The 17,639-nt window shown below is 72.6% G+C and carries 16 protein-coding genes; 10 read left to right on the forward strand and 6 right to left on the reverse strand.

All coding sequences use genetic code 11. The features are described 5' to 3' along the window. Positions 1-111: 111 nt before the first annotated feature. Entirely contained in the window at positions 112-741 is a 630-nt protein-coding gene (locus LUU90_RS16460) for a hypothetical protein (protein ID WP_275004636.1), read from the forward strand. Beyond that, positions 738-1,397 carry an OmpA family protein gene (locus LUU90_RS16465; RefSeq protein WP_275004638.1) on the forward strand — a complete coding sequence of 220 codons (660 nt, stop codon included), beginning with the start codon at positions 738-740 and terminating at the stop codon, positions 1,395-1,397. The genes LUU90_RS16460 and LUU90_RS16465 overlap by 4 nt, the downstream gene beginning before the upstream one ends. Here LUU90_RS16465 and LUU90_RS16470 read toward each other — a convergent pair. Continuing rightward, the gene (locus LUU90_RS16470; protein ID WP_275004639.1) at positions 1,376-2,173 is read right to left on the reverse strand and encodes an IclR family transcriptional regulator; all 798 of its coding nucleotides are present in this window, start codon (positions 2,171-2,173) and stop codon (positions 1,376-1,378) included. The two genes, LUU90_RS16465 and LUU90_RS16470, sit on opposite strands and share 22 nt — an antisense overlap. Before the next feature lie 69 nt (positions 2,174-2,242). Between LUU90_RS16470 and LUU90_RS16475 the strand changes: the two genes are divergently transcribed. The 4 genes from LUU90_RS16475 to guaA all read left to right on the forward strand — a co-directional run bounded on the left by LUU90_RS16475 (position 2,243) and on the right by guaA (position 6,725). Further along, on the forward strand, positions 2,243-3,250 hold the full coding sequence (locus LUU90_RS16475; RefSeq protein WP_275004640.1) for a 2-dehydro-3-deoxygalactonokinase: 1,008 nt from the start codon (positions 2,243-2,245) through the stop codon (positions 3,248-3,250). Next, positions 3,247-3,855 carry a 2-dehydro-3-deoxy-6-phosphogalactonate aldolase gene (locus LUU90_RS16480; protein ID WP_275004641.1) on the forward strand — a complete coding sequence of 203 codons (609 nt, stop codon included), beginning with the start codon at positions 3,247-3,249 and terminating at the stop codon, positions 3,853-3,855. Before LUU90_RS16475 ends, LUU90_RS16480 begins: the two co-directional genes overlap by 4 nt. 49 nt (positions 3,856-3,904) lie before the next feature. After that, a complete protein-coding gene (gene dgoD, locus LUU90_RS16485; RefSeq protein ID WP_425596246.1) occupies positions 3,905-5,038 on the forward strand; it encodes a galactonate dehydratase in 1,134 nt (377 codons plus the stop codon). 76 nt (positions 5,039-5,114) lie between these two features. Next, positions 5,115-6,725 carry a glutamine-hydrolyzing GMP synthase gene (gene guaA / locus LUU90_RS16490; protein ID WP_275004645.1) on the forward strand — a complete coding sequence of 537 codons (1,611 nt, stop codon included), beginning with the start codon at positions 5,115-5,117 and terminating at the stop codon, positions 6,723-6,725. A 54-nt stretch (positions 6,726-6,779) separates the two neighbouring features. Here guaA and LUU90_RS16495 read toward each other — a convergent pair whose 3' ends face one another. Beyond that, a complete protein-coding gene (locus LUU90_RS16495) occupies positions 6,780-7,406 on the reverse strand; it encodes a prepilin peptidase (protein WP_275004647.1) in 627 nt (208 codons plus the stop codon). A gap of 104 nt (positions 7,407-7,510) precedes the next feature. Next, the gene (locus LUU90_RS16500) at positions 7,511-8,728 is read right to left on the reverse strand and encodes a glycosyltransferase family 4 protein (protein ID WP_275004649.1); all 1,218 of its coding nucleotides are present in this window, start codon (positions 8,726-8,728) and stop codon (positions 7,511-7,513) included. Here LUU90_RS16500 and LUU90_RS16505 point away from each other — a divergent pair. Beyond that, on the forward strand, positions 8,718-8,924 hold the full coding sequence (locus tag LUU90_RS16505; RefSeq protein ID WP_275004650.1) for a hypothetical protein: 207 nt from the start codon (positions 8,718-8,720) through the stop codon (positions 8,922-8,924). The genes LUU90_RS16500 and LUU90_RS16505 overlap by 11 nt on opposite strands. Positions 8,925-8,948: 24 nt before the next feature. Here LUU90_RS16505 and LUU90_RS16510 read toward each other — a convergent pair whose 3' ends face one another. Continuing rightward, the gene (locus LUU90_RS16510; RefSeq protein ID WP_275004651.1) at positions 8,949-9,605 is read right to left on the reverse strand and encodes a hypothetical protein; all 657 of its coding nucleotides are present in this window, start codon (positions 9,603-9,605) and stop codon (positions 8,949-8,951) included. A gap of 11 nt (positions 9,606-9,616) precedes the next feature. Beyond that, on the reverse strand, positions 9,617-11,296 hold the full coding sequence (locus LUU90_RS16515; protein WP_275004652.1) for a PspC domain-containing protein: 1,680 nt from the start codon (positions 11,294-11,296) through the stop codon (positions 9,617-9,619). A 135-nt stretch (positions 11,297-11,431) separates the two neighbouring features. Here LUU90_RS16515 and LUU90_RS16520 point away from each other — a divergent pair, with 135 nt between their 5' ends. From LUU90_RS16520 to LUU90_RS16530, 3 genes are all read left to right on the forward strand, one after another. Next, a complete protein-coding gene (locus tag LUU90_RS16520) occupies positions 11,432-12,850 on the forward strand; it encodes a sensor histidine kinase (RefSeq protein ID WP_275004654.1) in 1,419 nt (472 codons plus the stop codon). Next, complete coding sequence (locus LUU90_RS16525; RefSeq protein WP_275004655.1) at positions 12,847-13,542, forward strand: LuxR C-terminal-related transcriptional regulator; 696 nt, start codon at positions 12,847-12,849, stop codon at positions 13,540-13,542. Before LUU90_RS16520 ends, LUU90_RS16525 begins: the two co-directional genes overlap by 4 nt. A gap of 205 nt (positions 13,543-13,747) precedes the next feature. Beyond that, positions 13,748-14,626 carry a hypothetical protein gene (locus LUU90_RS16530; RefSeq protein ID WP_275004657.1) on the forward strand — a complete coding sequence of 293 codons (879 nt, stop codon included), beginning with the start codon at positions 13,748-13,750 and terminating at the stop codon, positions 14,624-14,626. A 142-nt stretch (positions 14,627-14,768) separates the two neighbouring features. On the opposite strand, the gene LUU90_RS16535 is transcribed toward LUU90_RS16530, so the two are convergent. Next, positions 14,769-17,618, reverse strand: a complete 2,850-nt coding sequence (locus LUU90_RS16535) for an immune inhibitor A domain-containing protein (RefSeq protein ID WP_275004658.1) — start codon at positions 17,616-17,618, stop codon at positions 14,769-14,771. Positions 17,619-17,639: the final 21 nt, after the last annotated feature.

Consider the following 17,639-nt stretch of genomic DNA (forward strand, 5'->3'; position numbering starts at 1 on the left):
GCGGTGTCCAGGGGAGAGGTCCCCACTCGGTTTCCGTGCGTCGGGGCGCCGGATGTGGAACCTTCTCCCGGTCGGCCGCCACAGGGCCGGCATCTCACGAGAGGGAGTCGCATGAGGCGAACGTCGGGTCGGGTTGTCGCGCTGCTGGTGGCGGGGGTGTTCGCACTGAGCGGGTGCACCACCGGATCAGGGGACGACGCGGCGGGCGACGGCTCAGCGGGCGGCGAGCCGGCGGCCCCTGTCGAGGCGACCGGCTCCGCACGGACCGTGACCGGATCCATGGCCGAGACGACGGCGGACGTGCCCGGCGACGCGGGGATGCCCGGCACGCTGACCCTCACCCTGCGTGCGGTCGACGTGTCCGAGCAGACCATGACGGTGCGCTGGGCGCTGCGGTGGGACGGTGACGACGCCGAGCCGGACGCGGCCCTGTCCTACTACGACATGGGCCTCGGTACGGCGGTGAGCGTGATCGACCCGACCAACCTCAAGGCGTACCGGCCGTTCTGCACCGACGGCACATGGAAGGGCGAGGCGGTCGACGCCGTCCGGTGCAAGGCCTCGATGCTCGCCTCCGCACGTGACGAGGTGGGCAGCAAGTTCCCGAACCACGGCACGGTCGAGGGGTGGGCGTCGCTGCCCGCGCCGGAGGGTCGTCCGGCGACCGTCGACGTGATGCCGATCGAGGGCCTGCCCGGATTCACCCAGGCCGAGGTGACCTACCTGGACGGTGACTCGTGACCCTGGCGGCAGGCGCGCTGGCGGCGGTGCTCGCCCTCGGCGTGGCCGGGACGGACGGGACGGCGGCACCCACGCCGTCGGCCGACCCGGCCCTCATGGCGGAGATCGCCGAGCGGCAGCAGGCGGACCTCGAGGAGCTCTCGTCGGTGACGGTCACGGACGCGATGCGCGCCGCCGCGACCCTCGACCTGGTGGAGGAGGACGCCACCTGGGATCTCCTGGCGGAGGACGCCACCTGGGACCTGCGTCCGGACGACTCCACGACCCCGCTCGAGACGGTGATCGAGGAGGACGAGACGACGACGGTCCGCCTGACGTCCGACCTCCTCTTCCAGTTCGGCAAGCACCAGATCACGCGAACCGCCGGCGCGGCTGTCGGTGACCTGCTCGACGAGATCCCCCAGGACGCGAAGGTCGCCGTGGACGGTCACACCGACTCGATCGGTGAGGACCGGTTCAACCAGGAGCTGTCGGAACGCCGTGCCGACGCCGTCGCCGACGTTCTTCGCACCGCCCGCCCCGACCTGCGCCTGACGGTGAAGGGCCATGGCGAGGGGCGGCCCATCGCGGAGAACATCGTGGACGGCAAGGACAACCCGGTGGGGCGGGCCAAGAACCGACGGGTCGAGATCAGCTACGACGCGCCCACGGGCTGACCGAGGCCCGTGGAGATACGGGCGGCGGCGTCCCGCACCACGGGCACGAGGGCCTCGAGCCGCTCGGGCGGCATGTACGGGCGGGTCGCCGTGACGCTCACGGCCGCGACGATCGAACCCGACGCGTCCCGTACCGGGGCAGCGACGCAGAGGATCCCGGGCTCGTTCTCCTCGAGGTCGAAGGTGACGTCTCGTCCGGCCGAGATCTCCATGACCCGGACGAACGTGTCGGCGGTGAGCACGTCTCGCGCGAGGCCGTCGCCGCCGTCGGCCGTCGCCCCGGCGGGACGTTCGGCGACGAACTGGGCGCGCCACCGTGCCGGGCTGTCGAGGAGCAACGCCTTGCCGATGCCGGTGCGGGTCAGCGGCATGCGATGCCCGATCTGGGAGCGCATCACCGCCCCGCGCGTCCCCGGGATCTTGTCGAGGTAGAGCACCTGTCCGCGGTCCTCGATCGCGAGGTGGACCGTGTCGTGCACCCGCTCGGCGAGGGCGCGCAGGACCGGTGCGGCCACCCCCGTCACCGGGTTCTCCTGCAAGGCCTGGTAGCCGAGCTCGATCAGGGCGGGACCGAGCGCGTACGCGCCGTCGTCGAGCTGGCGGAGATAGCGCGTCGCGAGGAGCAGCTGGAGCAGGCGGTGGGTGGTGCTGCGGCTCACCCCTGTCTCCTCCGCGATCTCCCGCAGCCGTGTCCGGCCGCATGCGACGGCGTTGACGACGGCGATGCCGCGGGCGAGCGTCTGCGTACCCGGAGGAGGGTCGGACAGTACGGCCATCGGGTCAGGCTATCCCGATAATAGGGACGCGGTGCGAATAATCGGGACGCTGGCCCTAACGTCCGGAACATGGCTCACGACGCACCGCCGCGCGACGCCGCGCTGGTCGCCCTCGACTGGGGCACCACCTCGTTCCGCGCCTGGCTCATGGACGGCACGGGGTCGGTGCTCGACGGCGTCCGGACGGACGACGGCGCCCTCACGGTCTCGGGGCGGACGGACTCCCCCCAGGACCGGGCCGCCGCGTTCGAGGAGACCTTCACGCGCCTGTGCCGCCCCTGGCTCGACGAGCACCCCGGCGTGCCGGCGCTGTGCGCTGGGATGGCCGGCTCGAACCACGGCTGGGCCGAGGCCGGGTATCTCGACGTCCCTGCGGAGCTCGGCGACCTCGCCGGGCGGCTGACCGTCGTGCCGGCCGGGGACTCGGTGGTCCACATCGTGCCCGGGCTGCGGGCCACCGGCGCGGACCCGGACGTCATGCGCGGCGAGGAGGTCCAGCTCGCCGGCGCGCTCGCCGTGACGGCCGACCGGCCGGAGACGGTGGTGCTGCCGGGCACGCACTCCAAGTGGGTGCGCCTGGACGGCTCCCGCGTCACCGGCTTCACCACCGCGATGACCGGCGAGCTCTACGCCCTGCTGATGCGGGACAGCATCCTCGCGCGGCTCGCGACGGGAGAGCCCGGCACCGAGGTCACCGACGCGTTCACCCGCGGGCTCGACACCGAGGCCGCGCAGGGGGACGAACGCGCGCTGACCGCTCTGCTCTTCACGGCGCGGCCGCTCGTGCTCGCCGGCCGGCTGGACCCCACGGAGGTGGCCGACTACGTCTCCGGCCTGCTCATCGGCACCGAGGTCCGGCACTCGCTGCGCGGCGCCTCGTCCGGCGTCGTCGCGCTGTGCGGGCCACCGGCGACCCAGCATCGTTATCGCTGCGCGCTGGAGCGCGGCGGCGCGACCGTCCGCACGGTCGGGGAGGACGCCGCCGCCCACGGGCTCTGGCGCGTCGCACTGGACGCCGGCCTGGCGCCGGCAGGCCCGAACCTGTCCACCCCGAGCACCGAGGAGCAGCCCGCATGACCACCCAGCCCACCGGCCTCGTGGCCATCCTTCGCGGCGTGACGCCCGACGACGCGGTCGCCGTGGCTGAGGCGGTCCTCGACGCCGGCTTCGACGCCGTCGAGGTGCCGTACAACTCCCCGGAGCCGCTCGAGTCCATCCGGCGGATCCGGGCGGCCGGCCCGCCAGACCGCCGCGTGGGGGCGGGCACCGTCCTCACCCCGGACGACGTGCGCCGGGCCGCCGACGCGGGCGCGTCCCTCATCGTCTCCCCCAACACCCGGGCGGACGTCGTCGCGGAGACCGTGCGGCTCGGCCTGGGGAGCTACCCCGGGGCGGCGACGCCGACCGAGGCGTTCGCCGCGCTCGACGCCGGTGCGCGCGCCGTGAAGCTGTTCCCGAGCACGACCATCGGCATCGACGGCATGCGGGCCTGGGCGAGCGTGCTGCCGCCCGGGACGGAGCTGGTGCCCGTCGGTGGCGTCGACACCACCAACCTCGCTGCCTGGGCGGCCGCGGGCGCGGCCGGCGCAGGGGTCGGTACCTCCCTCTACCGGCCGGGCGACGCGCCGGCGACGGTCGGCGCGCGAGCCGCGGAGCTCGTCCGGATCTGGCACGACCGCTGAACCCGCACCACCTGAACAGACTGAGAGGCACGCCGTGAAGATCACGTCGATGACGACATTCGCCCTGCCGCCGCGGTGGCTCTTCCTCAAGATCGAGACCGACGAAGGGATCGTCGGCTGGGGAGAGCCGGTTCTCGAGGGCCGGGCCGCCAGCGTCGCCGCCGCCGTCGACGAGCTGTCGGACTACCTGATCGGCAAGGACCCCCGCCGGATCGAGGAGCACTGGACGGTGCTGTACCGCGCCGGGTTCTACCGCGGCGGCGGCATCCACATGAGCGCGCTCGCCGGTATCGACCAGGCGCTCTGGGACATCAAGGGCAAGGCGCTCGGCGTGCCCGTGCACGACCTGCTCGGCGGCCGGGTGCGCGACCGCATCAAGGTCTACTCGTGGATCGGCGGCGACCGCCCCGCCGAGACGGCGGCCGCCGCGAAGGACGCCGTCGAGCGGGGCTTCTCCGCGGTCAAGATGAACGGTCCCGAGGAGCTCCAGTACCTCGACTCGCGCGACAAGGTGGAGAAGGTGGTCGCCAACGTCGCGGCGGTGCGCGAAGCGGTGGGGCCCGACATCGGCATCGGCGTCGACTTCCACGGACGCGTGCACCGCCCCATGGCGCGCGTGCTGCTCGACGCGCTCCAGCCCTTCCATCTCATGTTCGTCGAGGAGCCGGTGCTGTCCGAGCACGTCGACGGCATCGCGGACGTGCTGCGGAGCTCGGCCACGCCGATCGCACTCGGGGAGCGGCTGTACTCGCGGTGGGACTTCAAGGACGTGATCACCTCGGGCGTGGTCGACATCATCCAGCCCGACCTCTCCCATGCCGGCGGGATCACCGAGGTCCGCAAGATCGCGGCGATGGCCGAGGCCTACGACATCGCCGTCGCCCCGCACTGCCCGCTCGGCCCCGTGGCCCTGGCCGCGTGCCTCCAGCTCGACGCCGTCGCCTACAACGCGGTGATCCAGGAGCAGAGCCTCGGGATCCACTACAACACCTCGAACGACCTGCTCGACTACATCGCCGACCCGACGGTCTTCGCCTACGAGGCAGGCTCCGTGGCCATTCCGCAGGGGCCAGGCCTCGGCATCGAGGTCAACGAGGACTACGTCCGCGAACGCGCCGCGGAAGGGCACCGCTGGCGCAACCCCGTCTGGCGGCACGCCGACGGCTCGTTCGCCGAGTGGTGACGGGGCGGCCTCGGAGGTGCGGGACATTACACAGGTGCGGGGCGCCCGGCCGCCGTCCGGCACATAGACTTGGCGGGTGACGTCACCCGCCACCGCTGGTTCAGGCCAGCCAGAGAGCCAGCCCCAGACCCCCCGCCCGGTCATCGTCGTCGACTTCGGCGCGCAGTACGCCCAGCTCATCGCGCGCCGGGTGCGCGAGGCGAAGGTGTACTCGGAGATCGTGCCGCACACGTTCACGGTCGAGCAGATGCTCGCCAAGGACCCGGCGGCCATCATCCTGTCCGGCGGCCCCTCCTCCGTGTACGCGGCGGGCGCCCCGTTCGTGGACCCCAAGCTGTTCGAGGCCGGCGTGCCGGTCATGGGCATCTGCTACGGGTTCCAGGCCATGGCGCAGGCACTGGGCGGCGAGGTGGCCCAGACCGGTCTGAGCGAGTACGGCGGCACCGAGGTCGAGGTCTGCGCCTCCGGCGTGCTGCTCGCCGACACACCGGAGCACCAGACCGCGTGGATGAGCCACGGCGACGCCGTGCACAAGGCCCCCGTCGGGTTCGAGGTCCTCGCGACGTCGAGCGGCTCGCCCGTCGCGGCCTTCGAGGACACCAGCCGTCGTCTGTACGGCGTGCAGTGGCACCCCGAGGTGAAGCACTCGGCGCACGGCCAGACCGTGCTCGAGCACTTCCTCTACGAGGGCGCCGGGCTGCGGCCCGACTGGACCCCCGGCAACGTCATCGCCGACCAGGTCGCCGCCATCAAGGCGCAGATCGGCAGCTCCCGCGTCATCTGCGCGCTGTCCGGCGGCGTCGACTCGGCGGTGGCCGCGGCGCTCGTGCAGCGGGCCGTGGGCGACCAGCTCACCTGCGTGCACGTCGACCACGGCCTCATGCGGGCCGGCGAGGTCGAGCAGATCGAGAACGACTTCGTCGCCTCGACCGGCGTGCGCCTCATCGTCCGCGACGAGAAGGAGCGCTTCCTGACGGCGCTCGCGGGCGTCAGCGACCCGGAGACCAAGCGCAAGATCATCGGCCGCGAGTTCATCCGCGTCTTCGAGGACGCGCAGCGGGACATCGTCGCCGAGGCCGGCGAGCACGGCGAGGACGTGAAGTTCCTGGTGCAGGGCACCCTGTACCCGGACGTCGTGGAGTCCGGCGGCGGCGAGGGTGCCGCCAACATCAAGAGCCACCACAACGTGGGTGGCCTGCCCGACGACCTGGACTTCGACCTCGTCGAGCCCCTGCGGACCCTGTTCAAGGACGAGGTCCGCGCGGTGGGCCGCGAGCTCGGCGTGCCCGAGGAGATCGTCTCCCGCCAACCGTTCCCCGGTCCGGGCCTGGGCATCCGGATCGTCGGCGAGATCACCGCCGAGCGACTCGAGATCCTGCGGCGGGCCGACGCGATCGCGCGTGAGGAGCTCACCAAGGCCGGGCTGGACAAGGAGATCTGGCAGTGCCCCGTGGTGCTGCTCGCCGACGTGCGCAGCGTCGGCGTCCAGGGTGACGGCCGCACGTACGGTCACCCGATCGTGCTGCGCCCGGTGTCGTCCGAGGACGCGATGACCGCGGACTGGACCCGCCTGCCCTACGACGTGCTGTCGACGATCTCGACGCGCATCACCAACGAGGTGCGTGAGGTCAACCGCGTGGTGCTCGACGTGACGAGCAAGCCGCCGGGCACCATCGAGTGGGAGTGATCTCCTGCGGCCCCGTCCCTCTCCTGGGGCGGGGCCGCGGTGCTGTGCGGAGGCTCATCCGCCGCTGAGCCGTGCCCAGCTCAGCCCGACGACGGCGCCCAGCAGCATGTACGGCCCGAAGGCGATGCCGGTCTTCCAGCCCGCCCGCCGCCCGAGCAGCAGGACGATCGCGACGACACCGGCCAGGATGTGCGCGGCGAAGACGCCGACCAGGAGCGTGGTCCAGGAATGCCAGGTCAGGACCACGCCGAGGCTGAGGGCGAGCTTGACGTCCCCGTACCCGATGCCGCCGCGCGGCGCGACGTGGTACAGCAGCTGGTAGACGGCGAAGAACGCCAGACCGCCCAGCGCCGCCCGCCCGAGCGCAGCCCAGTCGCCGGTGCCGAGCGCTGCCAGGGCGAGCAGCGCCGCCATCGCCCAGGTGAGGGGATAGACCAGGGCGTTCGGCAGCCGGTGGGTGCGCGCGTCGATGACGCCGAGCGCCGCGCCCACGACGGCCAGCACGACGTACGCGGGCGTGAGCCAGCCCGGACCGCTCGCCCAGACCGCCCAGGCCACGGCCAGTGCGGCGACCACCGCGATGGTTCCCGCGTACGGCAGCACCTCGCCCCGGGCCCGCCGGTACAGCCGGACGGCGAAGGGCGCGGCCGGGCTGGTCGCGGGGGGTTCGGTGGGGCTCACCGGCCGAGGCTACCGGCGCCCGTCCGGCCCCGCACCACACCGGGCGAGGGGATGGGCCGAACGTAGGGGTGATCGTCGCATGACGGCGGAGAGTGCGACCAGGCCTACGTTCGGCCGGGGGCTGTTGTCAGGGCCGCCGCCTCCTGGTAGGTCCGCTCCGTCGCGACCAGCACCTCCGGCCAGTCCACGCCCGACGGCGGTATCGCGGCTCGCTCCAGCAGCCCGTCGAGCAGGCCCGGCTCGGCCACGAGCCGCACGAGTGCCGAGGTGAGTGCGGCGTCGTCGGGGACGAGGAGGCCAGTGGCGCCGTCGACCACCCGCTCGGCCACGCCCGAGTCGCTGTGGGCGATCACGCCGAGCCCCGCGGCCTGCGCCTCGAGCGCGGCGATCCCGAAGGCCTCGGCCGGGGAGGGTGCGACGAAGACGTCGGCGCGCGCATAGAGCCGCTTGAGCTCCGTGCTGTTGAGACGGCCGGGCAGGGAGACGACGTCGTGCAGCCCGTGCTCCGCGACGAACCGGCGTGCGGCCGCCCGCTCCGGGCCGTCCCCGGCGAGCGTCACGAACAGTGCTCCGTCGGGGAGCCGGGGCACCACGTCGGCGACCGCGGCGAGCAGCGGCAGCATCCGCTTGCGCGGGGCGAACCGGGCAGCAGCCACGAAGTGCACGCCTGAACCCTCGGGCCGCGCCTGGCGCTCGGTACGCGGCACCCGCCAGGCATCCAGGTCGAGACCGTTGGGCAGGATCGCGACGTCGGCGCCGCCGGCCCTCGTCCCGCCGGCTCCTGTCCCTGCCCCCGTCGCGCCGGTGCCCCGGCGCACGAGCCGCCGCAGCGGCGCCGCCGTCAGCTCGCTCACCGCCGACCACCGCACGGGCAGGCGCGACCAGCGGACCACGGCGTCGGCCGCGGCGAACAGGCGCCAGGCGCCGCCCCACACGCTGTGCACGGTCAGCACCGCGGGCAGCCCCAGCCGGGTCACGGGTCGCAGCGCGGCCTGCACGGTCGGTGCGAGCACGCCCATGTGCAGGTGCACGACGTCGGGCCGCTCGCCCCGTGCGATCGCCGCCCGGAGGCGGGCGGTCAGGTGGGCGGTGGAGCGGGGGTGGATCGGCCAGCCGCCCGGGATGCGCGCGGCGATGCGGTGGACGGTGACGCCGTCCTGGACGGTGGTGCTCACTCCGTGCGCGCCGGGCGCGGCCGGCGTGGTGGTGATGACCTCCACGTCGTGGCCGGCCGCCGCCTGCTGGCGGGCGAGGCGGCTCACCTGGGCCTCGATCCCGCCGAGCAACGGGAGATAGGTGTCCGACACGTGAGTGATACGCACGCTGGTCATCCTCGCACCCGGGGCGTCCGCGGGTGCGGCGTACCGGGAGCCGGCGCAGGAAGATCCCGTCCGCGACACCTGGCCGAGCGGGCCCTCGGCGAGGGCGTCGCTCGGCACGTCGGTGGTCGCGTCCGGGATCTGCGTCCTGCGGGGTCCGGCTCGGGGCCGCGGGGTGCGGCGGCGAGCGGTCCGGTGAGCACCGCGGGCGGGCCGGGCCGCCCTAGCGCCGGCGGAGGCTGGAGACCACCGAACCGACGACGAGGATCACGCCCGCCGCGCCCAGCAGCACGATCAGCGCGACGCCCAGGTCGAACATCACGCCCGCGGAGACTGCGAGGATGCCGAGCCCGACCGCGATCACGATCAGCCCCCACACCGCCGTCCCGACCCGCGGGCCGCGCCGCACGGAGGCCTGCGCGGGCTGGACCTGCTGGACGGCCTGCCCCTGGGCGGGCTGGGACTGTGCCGGTCGTGGCTGCGCGGTCTGTGCGGTTCCGGTCTCGGTGCCCGACGGCGGAGCGGTCGCCTCGGGCGTGTCCGGCACCTCGGGCGCGGGGTCGCGCAGCGGGGCGAGCGGGTCCGAGTCGTCGTGGGTCGGGGCGTCCTGGACGGCGGCCGCTGCCGCCTCCTGCTCCTGTGCCCGTGCCGCGGCGACGCCGTAGGCCGGGTGCACCTCGCCCTCGGGTGCGGGTCCCTGGGGGAGCTGCTGGGTGGCCTGGGCGATCTCCTGCGTGGGCGGGGTCTCCGCCGCGGGCAGCACCTCGGTGGTGTCGGGGTCCTGCGGGTTCTTGTTGTCCATGGTTTCGCTCGTGTCCTGGCCCTCGGGCCGGCTCGGGGTCTTGCTCGGGTTCTTGTGGTCGCTCGTGTGCTCGGTCATGGCGCGCTCCCTCACTTGGTCTCGCTCACGATGACTTCGCCCGCGCCGGCCTCGATCTGGAGGCTGAGCACCGCGCCGTCCTCACCGACCTCGTCGCTCGCGAAGTAGTTGTTGCTGTTCATGCCGCTGGCGGCGCGGTCCTGGTCGTCGACCCGCCACTGGACGGTGCCCGCGGCGACGTAGGCGTCCGCCTCCACCGCCACGTCGTCCGGCACCATCACGACGGTCTGGCCCGCGCCGAGCTGGATCGGCACGACCACCGGCGCACCCGGCTCGACCTCGGCCAGGTCGAGCTCCGTGAGGTCGATGACCGGGTCGCCCCACTGGACGTAGAAGCCGTTCTCCGCCTCCCGCACGGTCTGCACCGTGACGGTGCCCTCGGTGATGGTGACCGCGTCCGGGTTGTCGGGACCCGACATGCTGCCCTCGATCGCACGACCGCTCGAGATCGCGTCGTCCGCCCAGTACGGGCCGACGGCCCCGGCGACCATCACGTAGGTGAAGCCGAACAGCATGGCGACGATCGCGAAGAACCCGAGGATGCCGCTGGTACGACCGCGCATGGCGGAGACGAGGATCGCGATACCGAGCGTCACGGTCCCGACACCCAGCCAGACCGCCGCGACCTGGGCGGCGTCGTCCGGCAGGCCGGAGGCGTTCAGCCGGTGCAGGCCCAGGAGCAGTGCGCCGGTCAGCAGGATGACACCCACCGTGATCCCGACGGTGGTGCCGCCCGGGCCACGGTGGGCACGGGCCGGCGGCGGGGTGTAGGTCGGCTGCGGCGGGGACGTCGGGGTCGGCCCGGACCGGTACGGCGCCTGCGCCGGGCGGTAGGGGGCAGGGCTCGCGCCGGTCGCGTAGACCAGGCCGTCGGACCTGCGGTAGTCCACCGGCGGTGCGGGCGTGAAGTGGGCGGTGGCGCCGGGGTCACCGGGACGCTGGGGCGCAGCGGGACCGGTCGGCGTACCGGGGGTCGGTGCACCCGGGGTAGGAGCTCCCGGAGCCGGCGTACCGGCGGCGAACGTCCCAGGTGCCTGCATGCCGGGTGTGGGTACGCCCGGTGCTCCGGGGACCAGGCCGCGACGGGCCGCGGAGGTGTCGCGGCGCCGCTGCACACCCTGCACGATCAGGTAGAAGACCACACCCAGCACGGCCAGCCAGAAGAAGAAGCCGAGCCACTCCCAGCCGCCGTCGTCCCACCAGCCGCCCGGGCCGCCCCAGGCGAAGCCGGTCAGGAACACGGCCACCGAGCCGAGCATCGCCACGTCGAAGTCGCCGCGGGCCGCCTCCTGGAGGTGGATGCGGCCGTCGCGCTCGGGGAGCAGCGCCCAGCCGATGCCGTAGAGGATGAGGCCGAGCCCGCCGAGGAAGAAGCTCACGATCAGGATGCCGCGGACCAGCAGCGGGTCCCAGCCGATCCGCTCGGCGACGCCGCCGGCGACGCCGCCCACCCAGCGCTGGTCGGAGCGGGGGAACAGAGCACGGCGGATCGATGCGAAGAAGCCGGACTCCGGGTAGGGCTTCTGCCCGGAGGTGGCGGGTGCAGGATCGACCGTCGGGTCGGTCGCTGGATCGGCAGCCGGCTCGAAGGCCGGGCCGGCGTAGTTGGTGTCCGGGCCGACCGGTCTGGCGTCGGCCGAACCGCCCGGCTGGTTCGTGGCGCCCTCAGGACGCGTCTCGTCGGTGCTCATGCCTCCATGCTGGTCGACGGGCGCTCGCTCCGGCATCGGGACCTGCCCTGAACCAACCCTGGTTCCCCCTGCTCGGCACCCTGAGATCGAGGCTCATCCGTGTTCAGGGGGGCCTGGACATGTGACGATCAGGGTGTGAACCAGAGACTTACCCTCCGCCGGCCGGGCAAGGCCGGACCGGGATACAGCGGCCGCTGGGTGGCCGGCGTCGCCGCGGGCCTGGCGGCGCACACGGGCGTGCCCGTGTGGCTGGTCCGGCTCGGGTTCCTGGTCCTCGTGTGGTTCGCGGGCGCGGGCCTCGTGGCCTACGTCTTCTGGTGGGCCACCGTGCCCGCCGGGGTCCCCACGGTGCCCGACGACACGGTCCCCGTCGACCGGCGCCGGCTCGCGCCGCGCCTGACCACCGACGCGAACGCCGACGCCGGCGCCGCCGACCGTGCGGCATCCCTCGTCGACCGGCTGCGGCTCTCCGGGCCGGTGTCCCGGCTCGCGGTCCGCGACATCTGGATCGGTGTGGTCCTGCTGTCGAGCGCCGCGCTGATGATCGCGCTCCGCGCGGACTGGGACCCGGTCGCATCCTGGGTGCTGCCGGCGCTCATCGGCCTGGGCGGCGTCGCGCTGGCCTGGAGCCAGGTCGACGCGACCGAGCGGGACCGCTGGGTGGGTGGCTCGAGCACCGGCCTGCGGTCGCGGACGGCGCTGCTGCGGCTCGCCGGCGGCGTCGTGCTGACCATGCTAGGTGTCCTGATGCTGGTCGGGCAGGACACTCCCGCGAGCGTGCTGATGCAGGCCACCATCGCGTCGGTGGCGATGGTGGCCGGCATCGCACTCGTCTCGCTGCCCTGGTGGTTCCGGCTGGTGCGCCAGCTCGGTGACGAGCGTGCCGCCCACGCCCGCGAGGCCGAGCGCGCCGACATCGCCGCCCACCTGCACGACTCGGTGCTCCAGACCCTCGCCCTGATCCGCGCTCAGGCGTCCGACCCGGAGGCCGTGTCCCGCATGGCCCGCGCCCAGGAGCGTGAGCTCCGTGGCTGGCTCTACGACGACCGGCAGGAGCCGGGCACGTCCGTGGCCGCCGAGCTGAAGGAGCTCGTCGCCGAGATCGAGGACGCCGTGGCGCCGCTCACCGTGGAGACCGTCGTGGTGGGTGACTGCCCGCCGACCGAGGCCACCTCGGCTCTGCTGCAGGCGGCTCGCGAGGCGCTGCTCAACGCGTTCAAGCACGGTGCGCCGCCCGTGTCCGTATACCTTGAGGTCACCGACGCCGTGGCCGAGGTGTTCGTCCGCGACCGCGGCGACGGCTTCGACCTCGAGGAGATCGCGCAGGACCGGTTCGGCGTCCGGGAGTCGATCCTCGGCCGGGTCCGCCGTCGGGGCGGCACCGCCGAGGTGGTCAGCCGGCCCGGCTGGGGTACCGAGGTGCGGCTCCGGATGCCGGTGGACAAGCCGGCGAACGGCGACAAGAAGACCGAGAAGAACGAGAAGAACGGCAGGGCGCGGGCCACGGCGGGCCCGGGTGCTGCGCCCACCACGGCGGAAGGTGCGACGAGATGACAACCCAGGCGACGGCGGCAGGCGGCGGGCTGGTGCCGCTCCCGGTGCCCGTGGTGCTCGTGGACGACCACCATCTGTTCCGCACGGGCGTGCGTGCCTCGCTGGACGACCGGGTGACCGTCGTGGGCGAGGCGTCCGACGTCGACTCCGCGGTGGCCCAGGTGCACGAGCACCGTCCGCCCGTCGTGCTGCTCGACGTGCACCTGCCCGGCGGTAACGGCGGTGGTGGTGCCGAGGTGGTGCAGCGCTGCACCGACCTGCTGGCCGAGGGGGTGCGGTTCCTCGCGCTGTCGGTGTCCGACGCCGCGGAGGATGTCGTCTCCGTCATCCGCGCCGGTGCGCGAGGCTACGTCACGAAGAACATCGCTCCGTCGGAGCTGTCGTCGGCGGTGGTACAGGTGGCCGGCGGCGACGCCGTCTTCTCGCCGCGGCTGGCCGGGTTCGTGCTGGACGCGTTCGGCGCCTCCGCGAACGACATCGCCGTCGCGGACGACGAGCTCGACCGGCTCTCGAAGCGGGAGCAGGAGGTCATGCGCCTCATCGCGCGCGGCTACTCCTACCGCGAGGTCGCGAGCGAGCTGTTCATCTCGATCAAGACCGTGGAGACCCACGTGAGCGCGGTGCTCCGCAAGCTGCAGCTCTCGTCCCGCTACGAGCTGACCCGCTGGGCGGTGGCCCGCCGGCTGCTCTGACCTGAGTGACAGCCGCCCACCTCGCTCGTGCGGGTCGCCGAGCGGATGAAGATGGTCGAACCGGTCCCACCTGCTAGTTCGCATTGATACGCTGCTGTGCCCCAGCGGGGGAGCGTTTGTCGGAGGGGGCATCGGCGGGGGTTGTTCCTCGTGCCGAGCTGATGACGGCTGACCCGACCGATTCGAGACGAAGAAACCAACCTCCATGCGGACGAGTCGACTCATCAGCCTCATGATCGCGCTGATCGCCGCCATCATCTGGATGGTGAGCACCTACGCGAACGCATCGAACTCCTGGGACCCCTTGAACTTCGTCCTGCGGATCGCGGCGGGGGCCGTGACGATAGCCGCCGCCGCGGAGTGGCTCGTGCTGAGCGTCCGCGAGAGCCGCAGGGAGGGCCTCCGCTCCGGCCGGACGACGGGCCTCCACGCGGGTGGCCCTCGCAGGCAGGCGGCCCGGCACGGGGCTCCGGCGGAGCAGGGCCCGACACCGGCGGAGCCGATCCACGAGCCGGTGGTGCCCCTCTCTGAACCGGCCGCATCAGGTCTGGATCCGGTGGTGCCGGGCCGGCAACCGGCCGCGCCGGTCCCGGATCTGATGGTGCCAGGCCCGCAACCGGCAGCGCCAGGCCCCGACCCGGTGGTGCCGACGTCGATGCCGCCGGGCGCCGCCGCGTACGCGCCCGGCCGTGCGTCCGCCGTCCGGCGCAGCGCCGGCTCCGCAACGGTGGTCGACAAGCTCTTGTCGGTGTTCGGTCGCCGTCGCGTGCCGGCGCAGGACCTGGCGCTGGTCGCCGGCGGCGGTGCCGTGCTGGTCGTCGCGTACCTGATGGAGCGCAAGGTCCGGCGGGTGGTGGTCCGCGTCGGGCTGGACGCGGTGTCGGTGGCGTCCCTGGAGGCGGCGCTGGGCGCCGCGCCGCACCGGGTGTTCGGTACGCAGCAGCCCGCGCGCGGGAGGTTCGACCGGTCCGCGTACACGCAGCTCGAAGGCGCCTCACGGTCCGGGGCCTGGAGCATCGCGGTACCGACGGCTGACCTCGACCTGCTGCGGTACGTCCTCGCGCGAGCGGACGAGGTCCCCTGAGCACAGGCAGGCTGAGCCACAGGCAGGCTGAGCACAGGCAGGCTGAGCACAGCGGAGGGCGGGACCACCTGGCTGGTGGCCCCGCCCTCTGTGCGTGACTACTGCTGTCCGGACAGCGGTGCTGCCTGCCCGGCGGTGCGGATCACTGCCCCGAGAGGGGCGGCGTGATCTGGATCAGCGCCGAGGTGTTGCCCTTGAACGCCTTCTTGAGATGGATCACGGTGCCGTAGCCGACCCCGTCGTCCTCCGGGTCTCCGGTGCCGGTGATGGCACCGATGCCGTAGTCGTTCCCGAACTCGTCCGGCAGGAGCTGACCGCGCTCGTCGACCATCCGCACCGTGTAGGGCGAGTTGTCGACGGACGGCACCACGGTGGACGCGTCGTTGTCGCGGTAGTACAGACCGCCGTTGTCGTTCAGCTCGAGCCCGGGGTACCAGCCGGAATCGTCCGTGAACGTGCGCACCGGTGCCTGCGCCCCGAAGTCCGTGCAGAACTCCTCCGTGGTGTCCGTACCCGTGATGCACTCGGTGAACGGGTACGTCGGCCGGAGGCCGAACGCCACGTTCGACGACTGCGCACGGGACGGGACGTTCTTCAGCACCGACGTGTCCGGCGTGGCCGAGTCGTCGCGGCGCAGCGGGTCGAAGTGGCTGTCCACCAGCAGCAGACCGCCCTTCGGCCCGGTGCTCGGGAGCGCCGACAGGTTGCTCAGCACGTGGTTGGCGTTGCCGTACGTGGTGTCCCGGTACCAGACGAGCATGCCGGGCGCGTTGTACGCGATCTTCTCGACCTTCCACGCGTCGGACTGCGGTGCCGCGTACGTGGAGTCGTACCCGTACTTCAGTCCTTCGTCGAAGCCGTCCAGGTTGCGCCATTCGACCAGGTAGTACTGCGCCTGGACCGACGAGCCCGAGGTGGTGTGCCAGCCGGCACCGGTGGTGTCGACGAACGTCGTCGTCTCCGCGGTCCAGCCCGGGTCGGTCGTCTCCACGTCGTCGCTCCACACGACCGTGTCACCGCTCGTGAGCTCGAAGTCGTCGGAGAACCAGCCCCGCTCCACGAAGGCCGCGTCCGTGGCGTAGCGCAGCCGGACGTCCACCGTGGTACCGGCGAACGCGGACAGGTCCACGTTCAGGTGGGCCCAGCCCTCGGTGGTGCCGGTCAGGCCGTACTTCTTCTGGCCGAAGTCGGCCATGCGGCCGTTCGGGTCCGCGTACCCGTCCGGTGTGGTGACCTCGGCGCCCGTGTCGTCGAGGACCTTCTGCTCCTCCCAGGTGGCGCCACCGTCGGTGGAGACCTCGACGAAGCCGTAGTCCCAGTCCTCCTCGATCACGTAGTCCGCCCAGAAGGAGAACGTCGCGTCGACCGGGACGTCGATGGTGCGTGACAGGCGCGCGTCGGCCCAGTCCTGGTCGGCACCGGAGTACCACATGTTCTCGCCGCTGTGCGGCGTGCCCAGCGTGATCTCCTTGTCCGGCAGGTTGACCTTGACGCCGTCCTCGGTGCCCCGCAGCGGGCGGGAGGCCTGGCCCACCTTGACGGCGGTCCTGTCGTCTCCCGGGTTCACCTCGACCGGGTCCACCCAGCCCAGCACCCACTTGTCCCAGATGCCCATGTGCGTGGGCATCGACTGGAAGATGGGGCCCGCGTGCGAGCCGGAGCTCATCAGGTCCCAGAAGTCGACGTCGGAGTCGCCGCCGCTGGCGGTGTCGTAAAGGTCGGGCAGGCCGAGGTCGTGGCCGTACTCGTGGGCGAACACGCCCACGCCGGAGTCCTCCGGCTGCACGATGTAGTTGGACAGCTTCAGGTCGGTGCCCGGGATGGAGGCGCCACCCGCGACGGCCGACGAGTGGGCCCAGATGGCGTACGTGCCCTGTTCGCCGCCGCCCCCCGACTTGTCCTCGCCCGCGTGGACGAGCACCACGTGGTCGATCACGCCGTCCGGCTCGAGGAGGTTGCCGTCGTTGTCACGGTCGGCCTGGTCCTCGATGTCGTAGTCGGCCCACGGGAAGTCGGGCCGCATCTCGGCGAGCGCCGCCACGGCGTCGATGGGCAGCTGGCCCGGTCCGAGGGGGTTGTCGGGGTGGCCGTTCATGGACTGGTAGGCCCCGGCCTCCCACTCGCCCTCGTCGTTCTGGAAGCAGCGCTGAGCGCCGTAGTAGCCCTCGGAGTGCGGCACCGTGACCCAGGGCGTGGCCTCGCCCGAGACGGTGTAGGCGCCGCGGGACATCTCCTCGTACATGTTCTTCATGGTGTAGCCGGAGATGTCGAAGCCCGGCTTGCCGTCCGGCCCGGTGAGGTCCGTGCGGACGCGCTCGGTGATGCCCTCCTCGGTGAAGAGCATGTCGTCGAAGTGCTCGGACGAGAAGTCCTCGACCCACATCGTGTTGTTGTCCGGCTGCGATGCGTCGGCCGGGTTCGGGATGTTGTTGTGCAGCGGGCCGTTCTGGACGTTGCCCGGCATGCATTCCGACGAGCCCCAGTAGGTGGGCACCATCTGGTCGGTGAAGTCGTCGTTCGCGTTCTCGTTGAACTCGACCAGGATCGTCAGGAGCTTGGCCTCCTGGGTCTTCGGAGCCCGCTTGTACCGGGACTCCTTGATCTTCTTGGGGCTGGAGCCGGTGACGACCGCCTGGTTCTCGAGCTCGGCCAGCTGCTGTGCGGCCGCGGGGTTGCCGCCGGCGAACTTCTTGTCGACCTCGTCGGAGGCGGCCTGGACGGAGGCGTCCACGCCGACGCCGGTCTCGCCCTCGGCCTGGTGGACGATGGTGCGGCCGCCGGGCGTGATCTCGACGTCGTCGTCGATCTCGGGTTGTGCGGCGACATCCGCATAGTTGATGTAGTGCTCGGAGCGCTGGATGGCCGGTGCGCTGCTGCCGGAGGCCGACGCCGTCGTCGCTCCTCCGGTCGCGGCGAGCCCGGCGACGGCGAGCGCGATGGCAGGCATCGCGGCCACCGTGCACCGCAGCGCACGTCGTTTCTGTGTTCTCATGCGTTCTCCCCGATCAGGCCG

The organism is Promicromonospora iranensis, from assembly GCF_028994775.1.
Lineage (GTDB): Bacteria > Actinomycetota > Actinomycetes > Actinomycetales > Cellulomonadaceae > Promicromonospora > Promicromonospora iranensis_A.